This is a genomic window from Stenotrophomonas sp. NA06056, assembly GCF_013364355.1.
In the GTDB taxonomy this organism is placed as follows: domain Bacteria; phylum Pseudomonadota; class Gammaproteobacteria; order Xanthomonadales; family Xanthomonadaceae; genus Stenotrophomonas.
In genome coordinates this window covers 3221698-3239891 of record NZ_CP054931.1, presented here as the reverse complement: position 1 = coordinate 3239891, position 18194 = coordinate 3221698, and the positions used below count along the sequence as shown (strand labels likewise).

The following is an 18194-nucleotide window of genomic DNA, read 5'->3' as shown; positions in this document are numbered from 1 at the left end:
ATCACTGCGGGCGCGGGAAGCTGGCGATGATCTCCAGCTGCTCCTGTGCTTCGGCATTGCCGCCCGCGGCCGCGGCCTGTACCTGCGCCATGTCCGGGTGCAGCACCACCAGCAACGGGTTCTCGCACACCGGGCACACGTATTCGGTGGCGTCCTCGTCCAGCTCCATCACCATTGCCCGCGAGCTGCCTTTCCACTCGCAGGCCGCACAGGTGTGAAGCTGGTCGCGCCAACCGGGCGCAAAGTAGTTTTCGATCGTCGTTGCCATGGCAGTTCCAGTCAGTGCAGCAGGACCATGGTGGCCAGGCCGAGGAAGGTGAAGAAGCCCATCGAGTCGGTCACCGCGGTCAGGAAGATGCCGCTGGCCAGCGCCGGATCGAAGCCGAAGCGCTTCAGGCCCAGGGGCACCAGCACGCCGGCCAGCGCCGCGAACAACAGGTTGCAGGTCAGCGCGATGGCGATCACCGCCGAGAGCCCGGGGGAGTGGAACCAGGCGAGCACGATCAGGCCCAGCACCGAGCCGAGCACCACGCCATTGAGCAGGGCGACCCGCACTTCCTTCCACAGCAGCGTACGCGCGTTGGAACTGCCGACCTGACCCAGTGCCAGGCCGCGTACCATCAGCGCCAGTACCTGGGTGCCGGCATTGCCGCCGAGCCCGGCGACGATCGGCATCAGCACGGCCAGTGCGACCAGCTTGTCGATCGTGCCTTCGAAGTGGCCGACCACGCTGGAGGCCAGGAAGGCGGTGCACAGGTTCACCGACAGCCACATCAGGCGGCGCCGCATCGCGCGCCAGACCGGACTGAACAGATCTTCGTCCTCGTCCAGGCCGGCGGCGCCCAGCGCCTGGTGCTCGGCCTGGCCACGGATGATGTCGACCACGTCATCGATGGTGATGCGGCCGATCAGGATGTTGTTGTCATCCACCACAGGCGCGGAGATCCAGTCATGGTCGGAGAACTGCCGCGCCACTTCCTGGTCGCTCTCGCCGACATCGATGGCAGGCTGCTCATCGTCGATCAGGCGGTTGATCGGGGTGGTGTCTTCGTGGGTCACCAGCGAGGCCAATGACACGCGGCCCAGGTACTGATGGCGGCGGCTGACCACGAACAGGTGATCGGTGTGGTCAGGCAGTTCGCCGCGCAGGCGCAGATAGCGCAGCACCACGTCGACGTTGACGTCGGCGCGCACGGTCACCACGTCCGGGTTCATCAGGCGGCCGGCGCTGTCCTCGGGGTAGGACAGCACCTGTTCGAGGCGCTCGCGGTTCTCGCGGTCCATCGACTTGAGGACTTCGTCGATGACCGTATCCGGCAGGTCTTCGACAAGGTCGGCCAGGTCGTCGATGTCGAGGTCTTCGACCGCGGCGATGATCTCGTCCGGGTCCATGTCCGCGAGCAGGCTTTCGCGCACGTCGTCGCCGACGTGAACCAGCACCTCGCCGTCATCTTCCGGATCGACCAGGCCCCAGACGATCTCGCGCTTGCCCGGTGGCAGCGATTCGAGCAGGTTGCCGATCTCGGCCGGCGCCAGGGTATTGACCAGACGGCGTACCGGGCCCAGCCGACCACTGTCCAGTGCATCGGACAGCATCCGCAACTGGCGCGCAGTCTTGTCGTGGCGTACAGCCTCAGCCATCGCAGCTCCCGCGGGATAAGAAAAGCCGCGATCCTGGCAAGGATGCGGCAACAGGGGTGTTCAGCGCGTCATTATCGCAAGGGGATGTTTCAGCGCATACCCCGCTGGCCTGCGGCCACCGGGGGCCACATTCCCTCGCGCAACGCCCGGCAAGCGCAGGTAGTGCCGGCCGCTGGCCGGCAATCGCGTAACCCCGTCGATCAGGACGCGTCCGCCACCAACGCCAGCCAGCGCTCGATGCCGCGGCGGTCACGCATGCCCAGCAGCTTCGGCGCGCGGGCGCGCAGGGCACCCAGGTCGGCGTCGCGGACGGCCCTGCGTACTTCCAGCAGCGTGCCCGGATGCAGGCTGAACTCGGTCAGGCCCAGCGCCAGCAGCAACGGGGTCATCCGCGCGTCGCCCGCGATTTCGCCGCAGACCGCCACCGGGATGCGATGGCGTGCGCCGGTCTCGATCACCATCTGCAGCAGGCGCAGCACGGCCGGGTGCAGCGGCGAATACAGTTCGCCCAGCGCTTCATTGTTGCGGTCGGCGGCCAGCAGGTACTGCACCAGATCGTTGGTGCCGATCGACAGGAAGTCGACCAGGTCGATGAAACTCTCCAGCGCCAGTGCCGCGGCGGGCACTTCGATCATCGCACCCAGTGGCACATGGTCGGCCACCATGTGGCCTTCACCGCGCAGCTGCTCGGCCAGCTTGAGCATGCGCCGGCGCACTGCCAGCAACTCTTCGCGGGTGCTGATCATCGGCACCAGCACGCGCAGCTTGCCGTAGGCCGAGGCACGCAGAATCGCGCGCAGCTGGGTATCGGCTACTTTGGGCCGGGCCAGCGACAGGCGCACGCCGCGCAGGCCCAGCGCCGGGTTTTCTTCGTTGCTCAGGGTCAGGCCAGTACGGTCCGCCTTGTCCGCACCCAGGTCGAGCGTACGGATGGTCACCGGGCGGCCACTCATGCCCAGTGCCGCATCGCGGTAGGTGTGGAACTGTTCTTCTTCGTCCGGCAGCTCGTTGCGCTGCAGGAACAGGAATTCGGTGCGGTACAGGCCCAGGCCGTGGGCGCCCAGCGCATGCGCCTGGGTCACGTCTTCCAGCGACTCGGCATTGGCCAGCAGGGCGATGTCGACCTGGTCGCGGGTACGGCTGGGCTTGCTGCGCAGGCGGCCGAGCTCGCGCTGCTCGCGCGCGTGCTCCTTCAGGCGTGCGCGGTAATCGCGCAGGTTGTCGGCCTGCGGGTTGACGGTGATGCTGCCGTCGGCGCCATCGATGATCAGCACGTCGCCGTCGATCACCTTGCTCAGCACCTGCGGCACGTTGACGATCAGCGGCAGGTGCAGGCTGCGGGCGAGGATCGCACTGTGCGAAAGCGCGCTGCCCGCGCTGGTGACGATGCCGACCACACCGTGCGACTGCAGCTGGGCCAGCTCGGAAGGGGCGATGTTGTCGCAGACCAGGATTTCACCGGCCAGGCCCTTCACCGCCGCCGGGCGCTCAGGCTGCAGGAAGGCATGGATGCGCCCGATCACATGGTCGAGGTCGTCCATGCGGCTCTTCAGGTAGGCGTCGTCCATGCCATCGAAGACTTTGGCCAGACGGTCGCGCTGCAGGCGCAACGCGTAGCCGGCGCTGTAGGGGCCACTGCGGATCAGTTCGTCCAGCCCGAACAGCAGTTCGGGATCGTCCAGCAGCAGTGCATGCAGGTCGAGGAACTCACCAACTTCCTGGTTCAGCGCGCCATGCAGGCGTTGGCGCAGCTCGTGCATTTCCGTGCGCGCCGCATCGACGGCACGGTGCAGGCGGGCCAGTTCGGCTTCAACCTGGGAAGGGGGGACGCGCTGTTCGGCTACTTCCAGTGCATGCGGCAGGCGCACGCGGGCGCGGCCCATCGCAGTACCGCGGGCGGCGCCGTGTCCGGCCAGCAGCTGTACCGGCCGTTGGCCGGTGGGGGCTTGGCCGGCGCGCACGCGTGGCACGCTCAGTTGTCCTCGTCGAAGCGACGCTCGAACAGGTCGACCACCGCGTCCATCGCGGCCACTTCGTCTTCGCCGTTGATGCGGATGGTGACCGGCGTGCCTTGCCCAGCCGCCAGCAGCATCACGCCCATGATGCTCTTGGCGTTGATCTCACGGCCCTTGGCGGCCATGGTCACGTTGCAGCGGAACGGCGCCAGGGTCTGCACCAGCTTGGCGGTGGCCCGGGCATGCAGGCCCAGGCGGTTGCTCACAGTGAGTTCTCGTTCAAGCATCGTCGACTATCGCTCCATTACGGGTGCCCGCCGCCGCAGTGGCAGGCAGTTGATCCAGTCCCTGTTCCGGATAATTCATCACCCGCAGCAACATCGGCAGACTCAAAGCCGACACCCGGCGAACCGGGGTTCCCAAGCGGGCCAGCTGCCCGGCAAGGTTGGCGGGGCTGGCGCCGTACAGGTCGGTCAGGATCAGCACGCCATCACCCCCGTCCACACGCCGCAGAGCGGCCGAGGCGAGCGGGAGCAGAGCATCCAGGTCTGCGTCGAACGGTACTTCGAAAGCTTCGGTTTTCAGCGGCAATTGCCGTAGAAGCCGGGTCGCCACGTCGAGCAGGGCGATCCCGACCCCAGGATGTGTTACGAGGAGAATGCCACAGGTCATTACTGCACGTTAACAGGTCAAGGTGAATTGGCGATAGCAGCAGCAGAGGGGCACTGTGTCCCGTATTCAGTGTTGCTCGGGTCGGAGCCCTTTTTCGTTGAAAGAGGGATCCGACCCCATCCGTTTTTCGACACCCGACAGAGATTCATCCACGCATGGTGTGGATCTACTGTGTCGACCAAGGTCGACACCCACCAACGGCCGAACGACGATGCGGCGCGATCTGTCGAAGGTGGGGTGGGTCCGGTTGCGGGGGTGTCCGCGGCATGGATGCCGCGGCCAAGCCCCCATGGATGGGTTTACGGCGTCCCCCGCAACCGGACCCCCCCGCCATCCCACGTAATCCGGCTCTTGCCGTTGCCGTTGCCATGGTTTCTGCGGGTGCCGGGCGCAGCCCGGCCGACCACCCCTCAATCCTGCTCGCGGTGGTACGTCGCCACGTCTTCCCAGCCCATTTCACGCGCATGGCGCGCCAGCCGTTCGGCCAGAAACACCGAGCGGTGCTTGCCACCGGTGCAACCGAAGGCCACCGTCACATAGCTGCGGGTGCCATCGCCCAGCTTGGGCAGCCAGGTATCCAGGAAATCCATCAGCTGCGACAGGTAGCGCTGCACATCCGGCTGCGCTTCCAGGTAGTCGCGCACGCCCGGTTCGCGACCGCTCAGCGCTCGAAGGTCCGGATCCCAGTGTGGATTGGGCAGCACGCGGGCGTCGAACACGAAGTCGGCCTCGGCGGGCACGCCACGCTTGTAGGCGAACGATTCGAACAGCAGCGACAGGCGGGTGGCGTGGTCCAGCGCGAATTCGGTGATGATGCGCCGGCGCAGCTGGTGCACGTTGAGCGCGCTGGTATCGATCACCGCGTCGGCTTCGCGGCGCAGCGGCGCGATCAGTTCGCGCTCGCGGGCGATGGCTTCCGGCAGCGACAGGCCCAGCTGGCTCAGCGGGTGCCGGCGACGGGTGTCGGCATAGCGCTTGAGCACCGCCTCGTCGCTGGCCTCGAAGAACAGCACCTTGGTGGCCACGCCGGCATCGACGGCCAGTTGGCGCCAATTGGCCAGTTCACTCAGTTCGCTCTGCCCGCGCACGTCGATGCCCACCGCCAGCCGTCGTGGCGCGCTGCCGTCGTGGTTGCTCAGCACGCTGCGTACGAAGTCCGGCAGCAGCTGGATCGGCAGATTGTCCGAGCAGTAGTAATCCTGGTCCTCGAAGGTCTTCAGGGCGACGGATTTACCCGAGCCGGACAGGCCACTGACGATGATCAGGGTCGGGGCGGTGGGAATGACGGTGCTCATGGACGGACTCTTCGAAGGACAGGGGGGTCAGGGCGTTCGCCGTTCCAGCAGGTTGCTGTGGCGGGCGATGAACATCGCCGCCGGGTCGATACCCTTGGTACGTAGAATGTGCAGGCGGGTGGCCGCCTCGGTCAGCACCGCCAGGTTGCGGCCGGGCATCACCGGCAGGGTGATCAGCGGCACATCCAGGTCCAACACATGGCGCGTGCCCGAGTCGCCGGTCAGGCGCTCGTAACCGTGTGGGGTGGGCTCGGTCATCGGCTTGGTCAGATGGACGATCAGCCGAAGGTACTTGTTCTTCTTTACAGCGGTGTCGCCGAACATCTCGCGCACGTTCAGCACGCCCAGGCCGCGCACTTCCAGCAGGTCCTGCAGCAGCTCCGGGCAGGTGCCATCAAGCACGTCGGGGGCGATCTGGGTGAACTCGGGTGCGTCATCGGCCACCAGGCGGTGACCGCGGCTGAGCAGTTCCAGGGCCAGCTCGCTCTTGCCAGATCCGGCTTCACCGGTGATCAGCACGCCGATGGAATAGATCTCCATGAACACGCCGTGCAGGATCACTCGTGGCGCCAGCGTGCGGGCCAGGTGGTAGGACAGATGGTTGAGCAGTTCGTGGCCGCGCTTGGGCGACAGCCACAGTGGCGTGCCGGATTCATCGGCGGCCGCGCGCAGGTCTTCCGGACACGGCTGGTTGCGGGTCAGCACCAGCGCCAGCGGGTGCGACTGCATGATTTTTTCGATGGTTTCCCAGCGCTGGCGTGGTTCCAGCGCGTCCAGCCAGGACAGTTCCTCGGTGCCGAGGATCTGCACCTTGTTGGGATAGATCGCGTTGAGATAGCCGGCCAGTGAAGGGCGTCGCGAGACCGTATTGCCGGCCTCCAGCTCGCGCTTCTCGCCGGACTTGCCCGCTGCCCAACGCAGGCCGAGCCGCTCACGCTGCTGTTCGAACAGTTCGCGGGCAGTGATGCTGGTATTCATGCGGCGCTCGCCGGTGGGGGCAGGTCCAGGACCTGGCGCAGCTCCCGTGCATCGCCGGCCTCGCGCAGCGCCTGGCGGATGCAGGGTGCGGAAAACAGCTCGGCCAGCTCGGACAGCAGCATCAGGTGTTGATGGGTGTAGTGGGCGGGAACGGCCATGGCGAACACCAGGTCCACCGGCTCGTCGCCACCGAAATCGACCGGGGTCTGCAGACGCAGCAGCGCGCCACGGGGTCGATCCAGGGTTGGCGCGCGGCCATGCGGGATGGCGATGCCGTAGCCGATCGCGGTACTGCCCAGCGCTTCGCGCTGGCACAGGTTGAGATAGATCTGTTCGGCATTGGCCTGGCGGCAGGCCAGCAATCCGGCCGCGGCCTGCAGGACGCTGTCGCGGTCGGTGGCCGTGCAGAGCTGGGTCTGCACGGCCGCCAGGAGGTCAGTCAGGGGCATGTCTGCGGGGAGCGGTGGCGATCAGCCACCATTGTCGCCCACCGGCAGCGGTGCGTGCTGCTGTTTTTTCTCCTTGTGCTTGATCACCAGGCGGTCAAGCTTGTCCGCCAGCAGGTCGATGGCGGCATACATGGTCTGCGCATTGGCTTCAGCGTGCAGGGTCTGACCCGGAATATTGAGGCTGGCATCGACGTGGTGCTCGGTCTTCTGCAGCTTGAGCGTCACCCGCGCTTCGCAGTGCTGGTCGAAGTGTTTGCCGATCCGGGCCAGCTTCTCCTCTACATAGGACTGCAGGGCCGGGGTGACTTCGACATCTTTGCCAAACGTTTCGATGCGCATCGGGTTTCTCCTTTGATCGGATGTGCCAATGAACCTCTCCGCCGGGCGCGGCGGCGCGTCAAACGATTCTGACTCTTTCGTGCGAGGCGGAGATGTTCATGGCCTCACGATACTTCGCCACGGTGCGCCGCGCTACTGGGATTCCCGATGTCTTGAGCAGGTCAGCCAGCTTGGCGTCAGAAAGCGGCTTGCGTGGGTTCTCGTCATCGATCAGGCGCCGGATCATGGCCTGGATGGCGGTGCTGGAGGCTTCGCCACCGCCGTCGGTGTCGATGCCCGAGGCGAAGAAAGCGCGCAGCGGCAGGGTGCCGCGGGGTGTACGCACATGTTTGCGGGCAATCGCGCGCGACACGGTGGATTCGTGCAGGCCCAGTTCGCCGGCGATCTCGCGCAGGGTCAGTGGACGCAACGCCTGTTCGCCGAACTCAAGGAAGCCCGCCTGTTGCTGGATCAGGCTGCGCACCACCCGCAGCAGGGTTTCACCCCGCGCCTGCAGGCCCTTCAGCAGCCAGCGCGCCTCCTGCAGCTGGCCGCGCAGGTAACCGGCATCGGCGTCACCGCAGCGGCGGATCATCTGCTCGTAACCACGGTGGATCACCAGCCTGGGGCCGGCATGGGCGGCCAGCGCAGCGCGCCAGATGCCGTTCTGCCGCCATACGACCACGTCGGGCACCACGTAGGTGTCCTGGGCGAGCGGGGCGATCTGGGTGCCGGGGCGCGGGTCCAGCGAGCGCAGCAGGGCCACTGCCGTCTCGACCTCGGCCAGTGGCTGCTTCAGCTGCTGGGCCAGGCCGGTCACGCCGCTGCGCGGCAGGTGTTCCAGCGGACCGGCGGCGACCTGCCGGGCCAGGGCCAGGCACGGGGTGTCGGCAGGAAGCACGTCCAGCTGCAGCTGCAGGCATTCGCCGAGGCTGCGTGCGGCCACGCCTACGGGGTCGAAGCGCTGGATCTGGTGCAGCACGGTCAGGATTTCGTCTTCGCCGGCATGGATCGCCGGCAACAGCGCTTCGGCGATGGCCGAGAGCGGCTCGCGCAGATACCCATCGTCTTCCAGCGAATCGATCAGCGCGGCGCCGATGCTGCGGTCGCGGTTGGACAGGTGGGTCAGGTGCAGCTGCCACAGCAGGTGGTCGGCCAGGGTTTCGGTTTCCGCAACGCGTTCGGCAGCACTGCCGTTGTCGTCGTCGTCATCGAAACTACCGCCGCTGCCGCCACTGCTCCAGTCCAGCTCGGCGGGCGCCCAGTCGTCGCCACTGCTTTCAGCGTTGTCGGGCGGGGCGTCATTGTCGCCGCCCGCGTCGTCACCGCTGCCGTCCTTGTCGACACCGGCGCCTTCGTCACTGCTGTCGGACCAGTCCAGCAGCGGATTGCTCTCCACCGCCTGGGCGATTTCCAGCTCCAGCTCGGTGGTGGACATCTGCAGCAGCTTGATCGCCTGCTGCAGCTGGGGCGTAAGCACCAGCTGCTGTCCCAACGATGTCTGCAGCCGAGTCTTCATGCCTGTGCCGAACGGAAGGGAGAGGGCCCGGCGGCCGCGGTTACAGCTTGAAGGAATCCCCAAGGTAGACGCGGCGCACGTCGGCGTTGTCCAGGATCGCCTCCGGCGAGCCCTGGGCCAGTACGGTGCCCTCTGCGAGGATATACGCGCGGTCGCAGATTCCCAAGGTCTCGCGCACGTTATGGTCGGTGATCAACACACCGATGCCGCGCTGCTTGAGATGGGTGACGATGCGCTGGATTTCGCCGACCGAGATCGGGTCCACGCCAGCGAACGGTTCGTCCAGCAGGATCAGCCGCGGCTTGGCGGCCAGTGCTCGCGCGATCTCGCAACGACGGCGCTCACCACCGGACAGGCTGGCGCCGAGCTGTTCGGACACATGCCCCAGCTGCAGTTCGTCCAGCAGGCTGTTCAGTTCGCGCTCGCGCCCCGCCGAATCGAGATCCTCGCGCAGTTCCAGCACCAGCCGCAGGTTGTCGGCCACGGTCAGCTTGCGGAACACCGACGGTTCCTGCGGCAGGTAGCCCACGCCCTGCTTGGCGCGGGTGTACATGGGGTCACCGGTGATGTCCTGGCCATCGAGCACGATGCTGCCGGCGTCGGCGGCCACCAGGCCGACGATCATGTAGAAGCAGGTGGTCTTGCCGGCGCCGTTGGGGCCCAGCAGACCGACCACTTCACCGGCGTCGAGGGTCAGCCCGAAGTCCTTGACGACTTCGCGCTGCTTGTAGCGCTTGCGCAGGCCAGTTGCGACGAGCATTACTTCTTGCCTCCTGCCGGCGCCGCAGCCGGCGCGGCAGCAGGCGTCTTGTTCTTCGGCGGAATCACCGTGCGCACACGGCTGCCATCGCCACCGGAGTTCATTTCGCCGCTGCGGGTGTTGTAGACCATGCGCTGGCCGGCGTTGGTGCCGCGCGCGCTGGTGACCTTGTAGTTGCCGGTCAGGGTGATGATCTCGGTGGTGATGTCGTAGTCGATCCGATCAGCCGTTGCATCCATCCAGGTGCCATCGTCGAGCTGCTGCTTCATCTTGGCCTGCTTGCCGGTGAACACCGCACGCACGGCTTCGCCGCCCTTGAGGTAGATCTCGGCCTCGGACGAACGCAGGTCCAGGGTGCCCTGGGTGATGATCACCCCGCCGGACAGCACGGTCTTGCCGTCACCGGTGAGGGTGCCGGACTGCGCGCCGGAATCAATGTTCATCGCTTCATTGCGGTCGGTCGACTTGGCAAAGGCGACAGCGGGGACAAGAAGACTGAGTGCGAGCACGGCTGCAAAGGGAATCTTCATCGGGGTCCGTTCTACCGGTGGTGGCCCTCCGGCGGGACCGGGGGCTGCGGGTGGGGGCTGCCTGCTTCGCGCCTGTCCGAAGACGTCGCGGGCGGGCGGCGGAATCAGCGCTTGGGCGTGTAACGGCCCTTGGACTGGCTGAGGAAATGATACGTGTTGTTCTTCGAATCCACCTCGAACCCGACGCCGGACTGCTCCATGCCCGGGCGGGTCATGGTCACCAGGGCATCGGTACGGGCGCGGTTGTCCTTGGGGAACACATCCAGGTGATCGGTGCGGAAGGTGGTCGTGACCACGCCGGGATCGGCGGGGCTGTCGCCGGCGACGTTGCCACGCAGCTTCATCTCGTCGCCCTTGGCACTGAGCCAGCCGGTCTCGGCGCGCAGCGTCCAGTGCTTGCCGTCCTTGTCGGGCATTTCGAACAGCGGGGTGGTGATGTTGAGCGTCTGGTCGCCACGCTGGCGTTCCAGCAGGGGCGCGCGCAGGGTGGTCGATTCCTTGCCGTGTTCGTCCAGGGCGACGATCTGGAAATCGTGCAGGATGTAGTCCACACCGGCGTCCTGGCCTTCGACAACCGGTGCCTTTTCACGGTTGCGCAGCGCTGCCCAACTGCTCAGCAGGGCCGCCAGCAGCAGGCCGACACCGAGGATCATCCGCCAGTTCAGGGTGGGAGCGTTCATGCGCCGAACCTCGCCAGCACGGCGTCCACGCGGCCTTGAGCGGCCAGCAGCACGTCGCACAGCTCGCGTGCCGCACCACGGCCACCCTCGGCACGGGTCATCCAGTGCACGCGCTCGGCAATCCACGGATGGGCATTGGCCGGGGCGACAGCCAGGCCGACCGCGCCCAGTGGCGCCAGATCCGGCAGATCGTCACCCATGAAGGCCACCTGCTCCAGGCCGATGCCGTGCTGCGCGCACAGTGCCTGCACGCTGGCCAGCTTGTCGCCGACGGCAATCTGGGTGTCGATGCCCAGGTCAGCGCCGCGCTTGAGCGCGGACTGGCTGTTGCGCGCGGTGATCAGCACGGGGTGGATACCGTGCTGCTGCAGCAGTTTCAGGCCCAGGCCATCCTGCACGAAGTACGCCTTGCTCTCGTTGCCATCCTTGTCGTAGTACAGCTGACCGTCGGTGAGGGTGCCGTCCACGTCGAAGCAGGCCAAGCGGATACCGGCCGCAACGGCATGCAGGTGGGCGGGGAAGGCGGGCAGGGGGGACCAGGGCATCAGGGCATCGGACTCGGTGGTTGCGGGCTCGTTGGTACAGACTGAATGGGGTCTACGGACTGTCGGTTAAACCACCCGGGCCCGCAACAGGTCATGAATGTTCAGGGCGCCGACTGCGCGGCCCTGGCTGTCGACCACGATCAGGCCGGTGATCTTGTGGGTTTCCATCAGCCGTGCAGCCTCCACCGCCAGCTTGTCGGCGCTGATGGTGCGGGGGTGACGGGTCATCACATCGGCGATCTTCGCCGTGCGCACGTCCAGGTCGGTGTCCAGCGCGCGGCGCAGGTCGCCATCGGTGAACAGGCCGATCAACACGCCCTGGTCATCGACCACGGCGGTCATGCCCAGGCGCTTGCGGCTCATCTCCATCAGCGCTTCGCTGAGGCTGGCGCCGGCATCGACCTTGGGCAGGTCCTCGCCGGTGTGCATGACGTCGGTGATGTGCAGCAGCAGGCGGCGGCCGAGGCTGCCGGCCGGATGGGAGCGGGCGAAATCGTCGGCGGTGAAGCCGCGTGCGTCCAGCAGGGCCACCGCCAGGGCATCGCCCATCGCCAGCGAGGCGGTGGTGCTGGAGGTGGGTGCCAGCGCCAGCGGGCAGGCTTCGGCCGGCACGCTCACGTCCAGGTGGAAATCGGCGGCGCTGGCCAGGCTCGACTGCGGGCGGCCGGTCATGGCGATCAGCACATTGCCCTGGCGCTTGAGCACCGGCAGCAGCATCAGCAGCTCATCCGATTCACCCGAATAGGACAGGGCCAGCACCACGTCGTCCTCGGTGATCATGCCCAGATCGCCGTGGCCGGCCTCGCCCGGGTGCACGTAGAACGCCGGGGTGCCGGTTGAGGCCAGGGTGGCGGCGATCTTGCGAGCGATATGGCCGGACTTGCCCATGCCGGTGGCGACTACCCGGCCGCGGCTGCCCAGGATCGCCCGGCAGGCCTGCTGGAAGGCGTCGCCGAGGCGGTCGGCCACGGCGTCCAGCGCCTGCCGTTCGATCTCGAACACGCGCCGGCCACTGGCGACCAGGGCGGCAGGGTCGGCGGAACGGGGGGGCAACAGGGATTCGGCCATGCGGACGCCACGCAGCGGAAGTAGAATGGACGCACATTTTATTAGGAAAGCCCGTTGGACGCCGACACCATCCGCAATCTGATCGAAACCGGCCTGCCCGGCGCCCGCGCCGACGTGCAGGGTGACGATGGCGTGCATTTCGAAGCGACCGTGGTCAGCGAGGCCTTCGCCGGCAAGATGCCGCTGGCCCGCCACCGGATGGTGTATGCCACTCTGGGCGACCTGATGGGCGGCGCGATCCACGCGCTCGCATTGAAAACCGTGACCCCGGCCGAAGCCGGCTGAACCGCAGAAGATCCCCAATACATGGCCAAGATCGTTGTGACCGGCGGCACTGCGCTGCACGGTGAAGTAAGCATCTCCGGCGCCAAGAACGCCGTCCTCCCCATCCTGTGTGCGACCCTGCTGGCCGACGAGCCGGTGGAGATCACCAACGTGCCGCATCTGCACGATGTGGTCACCACGGTGAAACTGTTGGGCGAACTGGGCGCGAAAGTGACCATCGACCAGGGCACGCTGTCGCGCGGCAGCGCGATCGTGGTCGACCCGCGTTCGGTCAACCAGCATGTGGCTCCGTATGAGCTGGTCAAGACCATGCGCGCCTCGATCCTGGTGCTGGGCCCGCTGCTGGCCCGCTTCGGCGCGGCCGAAGTATCGCTGCCCGGCGGCTGCGCGATCGGCTCGCGTCCGGTCGACCAGCACATCAAGGGCCTGCAGGCGCTGGGTGCCGACATCGTGGTCGAGAACGGCTTCATCAAGGCAACCGCCAAGCGCTTGAAGGGTGGTCACTTCACCTTCGACATGGTCAGCGTGACCGGCACCGAGAACGTGCTGATGGCAGCGGTGCTGGCCGAAGGCACCACCATCCTCGACAACGCGGCGATGGAGCCGGAAGTCACCGACCTGGCGCATTGCCTGATCGCCCTCGGCGCGAAGATTGAAGGCCTGGGCACCGCCCGCCTGGTCATCGAAGGCGTCGAACGCCTGTCCGGTGGACGCCATGAAGTGCTGCCCGACCGCATCGAGACCGGCACCTTCCTGGTGGCTGCGGCGATGACCGGTGGCAAGGTCACCGTCAACCGCGCGCGCCCGAACACCATGGACGCCGTACTGGCCAAGCTGGTGGAAGCCGGCGCGACCATCGAGACCACTGAAGACAGCATCACCCTGGACATGCAGGGCAAGCGGCCGAAGGCGGTCAACCTGACCACCGCGCCGTACCCAGCGTTCCCGACCGACATGCAGGCGCAGTTCATGGCGCTCAACTGCGTGGCCGACGGCGTGGGCGTGATCAACGAAACGATCTTCGAGAACCGTTTCATGCACGTCAACGAACTGCTGCGCCTCGGCGCGGATATCCAGGTGGAAGGCCACACCGCCATCGTGCGCGGGCACGAACGCCTGAGCGGTGCACCGGTGATGGCGACCGACCTGCGCGCATCGGCGTCGCTGATCCTGGCCGGCCTGATGGCCGATGGCGATACCACCATCGATCGCATCTACCACCTTGATCGCGGCTACGAGAACATCGAAGAAAAGCTGTCTTCGCTCGGCGCCAGCATCCGGCGCGTGGCCGCATGATCCTGCGCGGCAAATTCAGTCGCCGCCGCAAGGCGCTGCTGGCGCTGGTGCTGATCGTGCTGGCATGGCTGGGCTACGCCTGGTACGCCAACATCGCCATCACCAAGGGCATTGAGCAGAAGGACATGGACTGGAATGGCGACGGCACGGTGACCCGTGACGAGATCATCCAGTCGTTCTACGCGGTGGCGGTGAACGACAGCCAGGAAGGCAATCGCCATTGCCGTACGTTTGTGCGCCGATCCACGGGCGAGCAGATCCGGGTGGACTGTCGTACCGAGTTCGCGCCGGCGGAAGCCGCAGAGAAGAAATAAAAAAACGCCCGCGAAAGCGGGCGTTCTTCATTTGGTAGTGCCGGTCAGTTCATCGCCTTGATGGTCAGGTCCAGCGCATCGCGACCGCTTTCACGCTGCAGCATGCGCGCCGGCACCGGGAACTCCGGCACGATCCAGGCAATCAGCTCCTTGTTGCCGTCGGTGCGCGAGACCTTGGTGGCCTGGTAGCTCTTGCCACCCACGGTCACCGATTCCTTGCCCACCACGCGGTAGGTCATGTTCTTGATGCGGCCTTCGTCGACCATGCGATAGGTCAGCGGCTTGCCGGCAGCCAGGTCGCGGGCAATGGCCAGGTTGATCAGCAGCGCGTCCATGTCGCCGGCCTTCAACGCGATCGGACCGGCGCGGTCCGGCTTGATGTCGCCGGTCCAGGTGGCCTGGTTGCTGGTCCAGTTGTAGTTCGCCTGCACATTGCGCTTCTTCACCAGCAACGCAGAGCGGTCCTGGCTGCTGAGCGGGCGCAGCTGCCCGCGCACCTCTTCGAACACCGTGCTCTGGCTCAGGTCGGCCAGCTGGTTCTTGACCTGCAGGCTGTAGCGCCACTTGTTGCTGCCTTCGCTGGCCAGGGTCATGCTGCCGTTGGCCTGCATGCCCATGTAGCTGGCCAGGTAGTCGGCCTTGAATGGCTGCAGGGCCATGGCCGGCAGGCTGACCACCGACAGTGCGGCAGCGGCGATCCAGGTCAGGGGGCGGGTCAGGGTGTTCATGCTCAGACTCCTTGGTATTCGATCAGGCGCAGATCGACGCGATCTTCGCCGTCTTCGCGTTGCAGGATGCGCACCGGGGTGGGGACACCGTTGGCGATCCAGAGAATGGTTTCATTGTTGCCGCCGTTGGTTCGATAGACCCGCAGCGCGTTGTAGGACAGGTCGCCGACCTCGACGTTCTCGGTCTGCGGCGCGGCCTGGTAGTCGTGCTGGCGGACCTTGCCCATGTCCACGTAGCGGTAATGCATGGCGGCACCCGGGCGGGCGTCACGCATGATCGCCAGGTTGATCAGCAGTGCGCTCTGGTCGCCCGGCTGCAGCGGGATCGGCTGCGCGCGCTTCTTTTCCACGTCGCCACTCCACTGCGCGGTGCCGGCTTGCCAGTTGTAGGTGCCGACGGCCTTCTTGCCGAGGAACAGGCCCTTGCGCACGGTGCTTTGGCTGAGCGGCGCGTACACACCGCTTCGCTCTTCGAAGACCGTGCTCTGCTCGATGTTCAGGCCGAGCACGCTGGCGAAGCCGCGACGGCCAACCACCTGCATGTCCACCCGCCACTGGTTGCCACCGGTGTGGGTGACCTGCATGGTCGCGTCGCCCGCTTCCTTGCTCTTGTAGAACGCCTGGTAGGTCGCGCTGAACGGCTGCAGCGGCGGCGGCTCCCAGGCCAGTGCAGGCAGCATCGGCGGTGCCACCTCGGCAGATGCCGGCGCAGCAGGCGCTGTTGCCTGGCCCCAGCCCGCACAGGCGAGGACGGCAAGTGGCAGCAGGAGCGTTGTACGCAGCAGGGACGTGGTCTTCATGGCCGACAGGAACCGCAGGAGGGAGCAGGATGCCAGCCCCGCAGTCAGCGGGGCGTGTGCACGGGCGTTACCGGTTCAGGTTCCCGGCGGAATCTAGAGCCAAGGGGTTAAACAGGGGGTGACCGTCGAATGTCGGCTGGCCTTCCCGTTCAGCCAGGCGGCCCGCACAGAGCAGCTCCAGGGTCGCGATCAGCAGCGGATGCTCCACCGCAAGCACGCGTTCGGCCAAGGTCTGCGCATCATCGCCGGCAAGCACCGGAACCCGTGCCTGCGCCAGCACCGCACCGGCATCCAGTTCCGGCACCACCAGGTGGACGCTGGCGCCGTGCTCGCTGTCGCCCGCCTCAAGTGCCCGTGCATGGGTGTGCAGGCCCTTGTGCAGCGGCAGCAGCGAGGGATGGATGTTGACCAGGCGGCCATTGAACCGCTGCACGAAATCGGCGCCGAGGATGCGCATGTAACCGGCGCAGATGATCCAGTCCGGAGCGGACGCTGCCAGCGCATCACCCAGCGCCTGCTCGTAGGCGGCGCGGTCGCTGAATTCCTTCGGCGCATGCGCCCAGCGTCGATCCGCTGCCACCCGCTCCAATGCGGTCGCATCGGGGCGGTCGGAGAACACGCCGACAATTTCGGCCTGCAGCCGCCCTGCCGTGATGGCGTCAACAATGGCCTGCAGGTTGCTGCCGCGCCCGGATGCCAGCACGGCGATTCGGCGGATGCTCATCGCACCACGCTCCGGCGCACCAGCGGCCACAGCAACAGGCTGCCCAGGGTCGCCAGCAGCATGTCCGCGTGCGCGTCCCACATGTCGCCCTGCTGTCCGTTGTAGGCCTCGGCGGCTTCCGGCGACAGGGCAAGGGCGATGCCCCATTCCAGCCACTCATACACCAGGCTGGAACACATCACCGCCATCACTGCCAGGGTGAATGCCTGGCCGATGCGCAGCGCAGGCCAGGAATGTCGCGCCAACTGCAGCAACGCCGGGGTGAAGCAGACGCCATAGAGGAAGTGGATCAGGCGGTCGAAGTGGTTGCGTTGCCAGCCAAAGGCTGCATCCGGCGACCATCCGAACAGCGACTGCAGCCAGGCGTCATAGGGCACGTTGGAATACAGCCAGCGCGCGACCACGCAGTGGATCGCGATGAAGCCGCAGATCGCGATGAACGCACCATTGCCCAGCTGCCAGCGCCGATCCCCCCACCACAGGGCCAGCAGTCCGATCACGGTCAGCGAGCTGTGCAGGGTCTGTTCAAGCGGCCACAGCGGATGGATCCAGGTGGCCGCGAATATGCCCAGCACCGCGGCCAGCGCGACCTTCTTCGGTCCCGACAGCGAGTGGGTGGTGCGGTTGCGGGCGAGGGTGGGGGCAGCGGGCGTGGACATGTCGGAGCGATCAGCAGAAAGGACGGAACATGCGCCTGCCAGCTCAGACGCTGACGTGGTCGCCGCGGTCGAACAGTGCGGCGATCTCCGGCTTGCGCAGGAAATACACCGCGTAGGCGGTCAGGGCCATGCCCAGCGGGCCGGCCATCACCGCCACCCAGGCCGCGCCACGGCACCAGGCCAGGTTGCTGCGCTGGCCAAGCAGCCGCGCGGTGTGCAACTGCAGGAAGCCCAGGCCGATGGCCAGCAGTGACACCGCGCCGTACACCATCGCCAGCACGGCACCGTCATCCACGCCACGTTCGAAGGCGACGATGCCGACAAAACCGAGGAACATCAGCGCGGCCAGCCAATGGAAGCCGGCCAGTGCGTAGAACAGGATCTTCAGGTTGTGCAGGTGGCTGGCGGTCTGCAGGTCGGCCAGGGTCTGCCTGGGCAGTGGCGGTGGGTTCAGTCCATCGCTCATGCCACGTCCGCCTGGCCCGCAAACGCGGACTTCACATGCGGGCGCAGCAGCACGACCAGGGAGAACACGCCGAGGATGGTGCCGATGGGAGTGAACAGGCAGGACAGCCCTGCCACGATCAGGCACAGCAGGTAGCGGCGCTGCTGCGCCAGGCAGCGGCCGGCATAGGCGACAAACCCTGCCAGGGTCAGCCCGCCGAGCACGATGCAGAAACCCATCACGGTGAACAGCCAGCCGACGAACTGCTGTTCTTCCGGCGAAGACGGCTCACCGCCGGACTTCATCGGCAGCGAGCCGGACAGCATGGCGATGCCCAGCACGATGTGCACGATGAAGATCAGCGAGAACACCGCCATCAGGCCCGCGACCACGTAGTGGCCGATCGCCAGCTGGCGCAGTTGGGCGGCGTCCTGCGGGCCGAACACCGGCAGGGCCGGGTTCGGCGGCAGCACCGGCGGAGCCGGCGGCGTCGACAAGGGAGGAGGGGCGTCCATGCGGGTTCCTTTGTCCAG

The 18194-nt window shown here is 66.6% G+C and carries 24 protein-coding genes; 3 read left to right on the top strand and 21 right to left on the bottom strand.

Annotated elements, in window-relative coordinates; genetic code table 11:
- Position 1: 1 nt before the first annotated feature.
- From HUT07_RS14565 to HUT07_RS14495, 15 genes are all read right to left on the bottom strand, one after another.
- A complete protein-coding gene (locus HUT07_RS14565) occupies positions 2 to 268 on the bottom strand; it encodes a hypothetical protein (RefSeq protein WP_025874027.1) in 267 nt (88 codons plus the stop codon).
- Positions 269 to 279: 11 nt separating this feature from the next.
- Positions 280 to 1641, bottom strand: a complete 1362-nt coding sequence (mgtE, locus tag HUT07_RS14560) for a magnesium transporter (RefSeq protein WP_025874026.1) — start codon at positions 1639 to 1641, stop codon at positions 280 to 282.
- 200 nt (positions 1642 to 1841) lie between these two features.
- A complete protein-coding gene (gene ptsP / locus HUT07_RS14555; protein ID WP_176021531.1) occupies positions 1842 to 3611 on the bottom strand; it encodes a phosphoenolpyruvate--protein phosphotransferase in 1770 nt (589 codons plus the stop codon).
- A gap of 2 nt (positions 3612 to 3613) precedes the next feature.
- Complete coding sequence (locus tag HUT07_RS14550; protein ID WP_025874024.1) at positions 3614 to 3883, bottom strand: HPr family phosphocarrier protein; 270 nt, start codon at positions 3881 to 3883, stop codon at positions 3614 to 3616.
- Positions 3876 to 4268, bottom strand: a complete 393-nt coding sequence (locus tag HUT07_RS14545; protein WP_025874023.1) for a PTS fructose IIA component family protein — start codon at positions 4266 to 4268, stop codon at positions 3876 to 3878. The genes HUT07_RS14550 and HUT07_RS14545 overlap by 8 nt, the downstream gene beginning before the upstream one ends.
- Positions 4269 to 4678: 410 nt before the next feature.
- On the bottom strand, positions 4679 to 5563 hold the full coding sequence (gene rapZ, locus HUT07_RS14540; RefSeq protein WP_176021530.1) for an RNase adapter RapZ: 885 nt from the start codon (positions 5561 to 5563) through the stop codon (positions 4679 to 4681).
- 27 nt (positions 5564 to 5590) lie between these two features.
- Entirely contained in the window at positions 5591 to 6541 is a 951-nt protein-coding gene (hprK, locus tag HUT07_RS14535; RefSeq protein ID WP_004147299.1) for an HPr(Ser) kinase/phosphatase, read from the bottom strand.
- Positions 6538 to 6990: a PTS sugar transporter subunit IIA gene (locus HUT07_RS14530; protein ID WP_176021529.1), complete on the bottom strand. Its 453-nt coding sequence runs from the start codon at positions 6988 to 6990 to the stop codon at positions 6538 to 6540. Before HUT07_RS14530 ends, hprK begins: the two co-directional genes overlap by 4 nt.
- 21 nt (positions 6991 to 7011) lie before the next feature.
- Positions 7012 to 7329 carry a ribosome-associated translation inhibitor RaiA gene (gene raiA / locus HUT07_RS14525; protein ID WP_004147311.1) on the bottom strand — a complete coding sequence of 106 codons (318 nt, stop codon included), beginning with the start codon at positions 7327 to 7329 and terminating at the stop codon, positions 7012 to 7014.
- A gap of 58 nt (positions 7330 to 7387) precedes the next feature.
- Entirely contained in the window at positions 7388 to 8827 is a 1440-nt protein-coding gene (locus HUT07_RS14520; RefSeq protein ID WP_176021528.1) for an RNA polymerase factor sigma-54, read from the bottom strand.
- 40 nt (positions 8828 to 8867) lie between these two features.
- On the bottom strand, positions 8868 to 9587 hold the full coding sequence (lptB, locus tag HUT07_RS14515; protein WP_176021527.1) for an LPS export ABC transporter ATP-binding protein: 720 nt from the start codon (positions 9585 to 9587) through the stop codon (positions 8868 to 8870).
- Positions 9587 to 10117: a lipopolysaccharide transport periplasmic protein LptA gene (lptA, locus tag HUT07_RS14510; protein WP_176021526.1), complete on the bottom strand. Its 531-nt coding sequence runs from the start codon at positions 10115 to 10117 to the stop codon at positions 9587 to 9589. The genes lptB and lptA overlap by 1 nt, the downstream gene beginning before the upstream one ends.
- Positions 10118 to 10221: 104 nt before the next feature.
- Complete coding sequence (gene lptC, locus HUT07_RS14505) at positions 10222 to 10797, bottom strand: LPS export ABC transporter periplasmic protein LptC (protein ID WP_176021525.1); 576 nt, start codon at positions 10795 to 10797, stop codon at positions 10222 to 10224.
- Entirely contained in the window at positions 10794 to 11342 is a 549-nt protein-coding gene (locus HUT07_RS14500) for an HAD hydrolase family protein (protein ID WP_176021524.1), read from the bottom strand. The genes lptC and HUT07_RS14500 overlap by 4 nt, the downstream gene beginning before the upstream one ends.
- A gap of 66 nt (positions 11343 to 11408) precedes the next feature.
- Entirely contained in the window at positions 11409 to 12410 is a 1002-nt protein-coding gene (locus HUT07_RS14495) for a KpsF/GutQ family sugar-phosphate isomerase (RefSeq protein ID WP_176021523.1), read from the bottom strand.
- A gap of 54 nt (positions 12411 to 12464) precedes the next feature.
- Here HUT07_RS14495 and HUT07_RS14490 point away from each other — a divergent pair, with 54 nt between their 5' ends.
- The 3 genes from HUT07_RS14490 to HUT07_RS14480 are packed head-to-tail and all read left to right on the top strand — an operon-like array spanning position 12465 to position 14305.
- Positions 12465 to 12695, top strand: a complete 231-nt coding sequence (locus HUT07_RS14490; protein ID WP_089239309.1) for a BolA family protein — start codon at positions 12465 to 12467, stop codon at positions 12693 to 12695.
- Positions 12696 to 12716: 21 nt separating this feature from the next.
- The gene (gene murA / locus HUT07_RS14485; protein WP_176021522.1) at positions 12717 to 13991 is read left to right on the top strand and encodes a UDP-N-acetylglucosamine 1-carboxyvinyltransferase; all 1275 of its coding nucleotides are present in this window, start codon (positions 12717 to 12719) and stop codon (positions 13989 to 13991) included.
- A complete protein-coding gene (locus HUT07_RS14480) occupies positions 13988 to 14305 on the top strand; it encodes an EF-hand domain-containing protein (RefSeq protein WP_176021521.1) in 318 nt (105 codons plus the stop codon). The genes murA and HUT07_RS14480 overlap by 4 nt, the downstream gene beginning before the upstream one ends.
- 44 nt (positions 14306 to 14349) lie before the next feature.
- Here the strand turns inward: HUT07_RS14480 and HUT07_RS14475 are convergent, their stop codons facing one another.
- The 6 genes from HUT07_RS14475 to HUT07_RS14450 all read right to left on the bottom strand — a co-directional run bounded on the left by HUT07_RS14475 (position 14350) and on the right by HUT07_RS14450 (position 18176).
- Positions 14350 to 15033, bottom strand: a complete 684-nt coding sequence (locus HUT07_RS14475) for a DUF3108 domain-containing protein (protein WP_176021520.1) — start codon at positions 15031 to 15033, stop codon at positions 14350 to 14352.
- A gap of 2 nt (positions 15034 to 15035) precedes the next feature.
- Complete coding sequence (locus HUT07_RS14470; protein WP_176021519.1) at positions 15036 to 15833, bottom strand: DUF3108 domain-containing protein; 798 nt, start codon at positions 15831 to 15833, stop codon at positions 15036 to 15038.
- Between the two features lie 67 nt (positions 15834 to 15900).
- A complete protein-coding gene (purN, locus tag HUT07_RS14465) occupies positions 15901 to 16557 on the bottom strand; it encodes a phosphoribosylglycinamide formyltransferase (protein ID WP_176021518.1) in 657 nt (218 codons plus the stop codon).
- Positions 16554 to 17216, bottom strand: a complete 663-nt coding sequence (locus HUT07_RS14460; protein ID WP_176021517.1) for a DUF2238 domain-containing protein — start codon at positions 17214 to 17216, stop codon at positions 16554 to 16556. Before HUT07_RS14460 ends, purN begins: the two co-directional genes overlap by 4 nt.
- A 43-nt stretch (positions 17217 to 17259) precedes the next feature.
- Positions 17260 to 17682, bottom strand: a complete 423-nt coding sequence (locus HUT07_RS14455; protein WP_176021516.1) for a hypothetical protein — start codon at positions 17680 to 17682, stop codon at positions 17260 to 17262.
- Positions 17679 to 18176, bottom strand: coding sequence for a hypothetical protein (locus HUT07_RS14450; protein ID WP_176021515.1), 498 nt, complete (start codon positions 18174 to 18176; stop codon positions 17679 to 17681). The genes HUT07_RS14455 and HUT07_RS14450 overlap by 4 nt, the downstream gene beginning before the upstream one ends.
- Between the last annotated feature and the right edge of the window lie 18 nt (positions 18177 to 18194).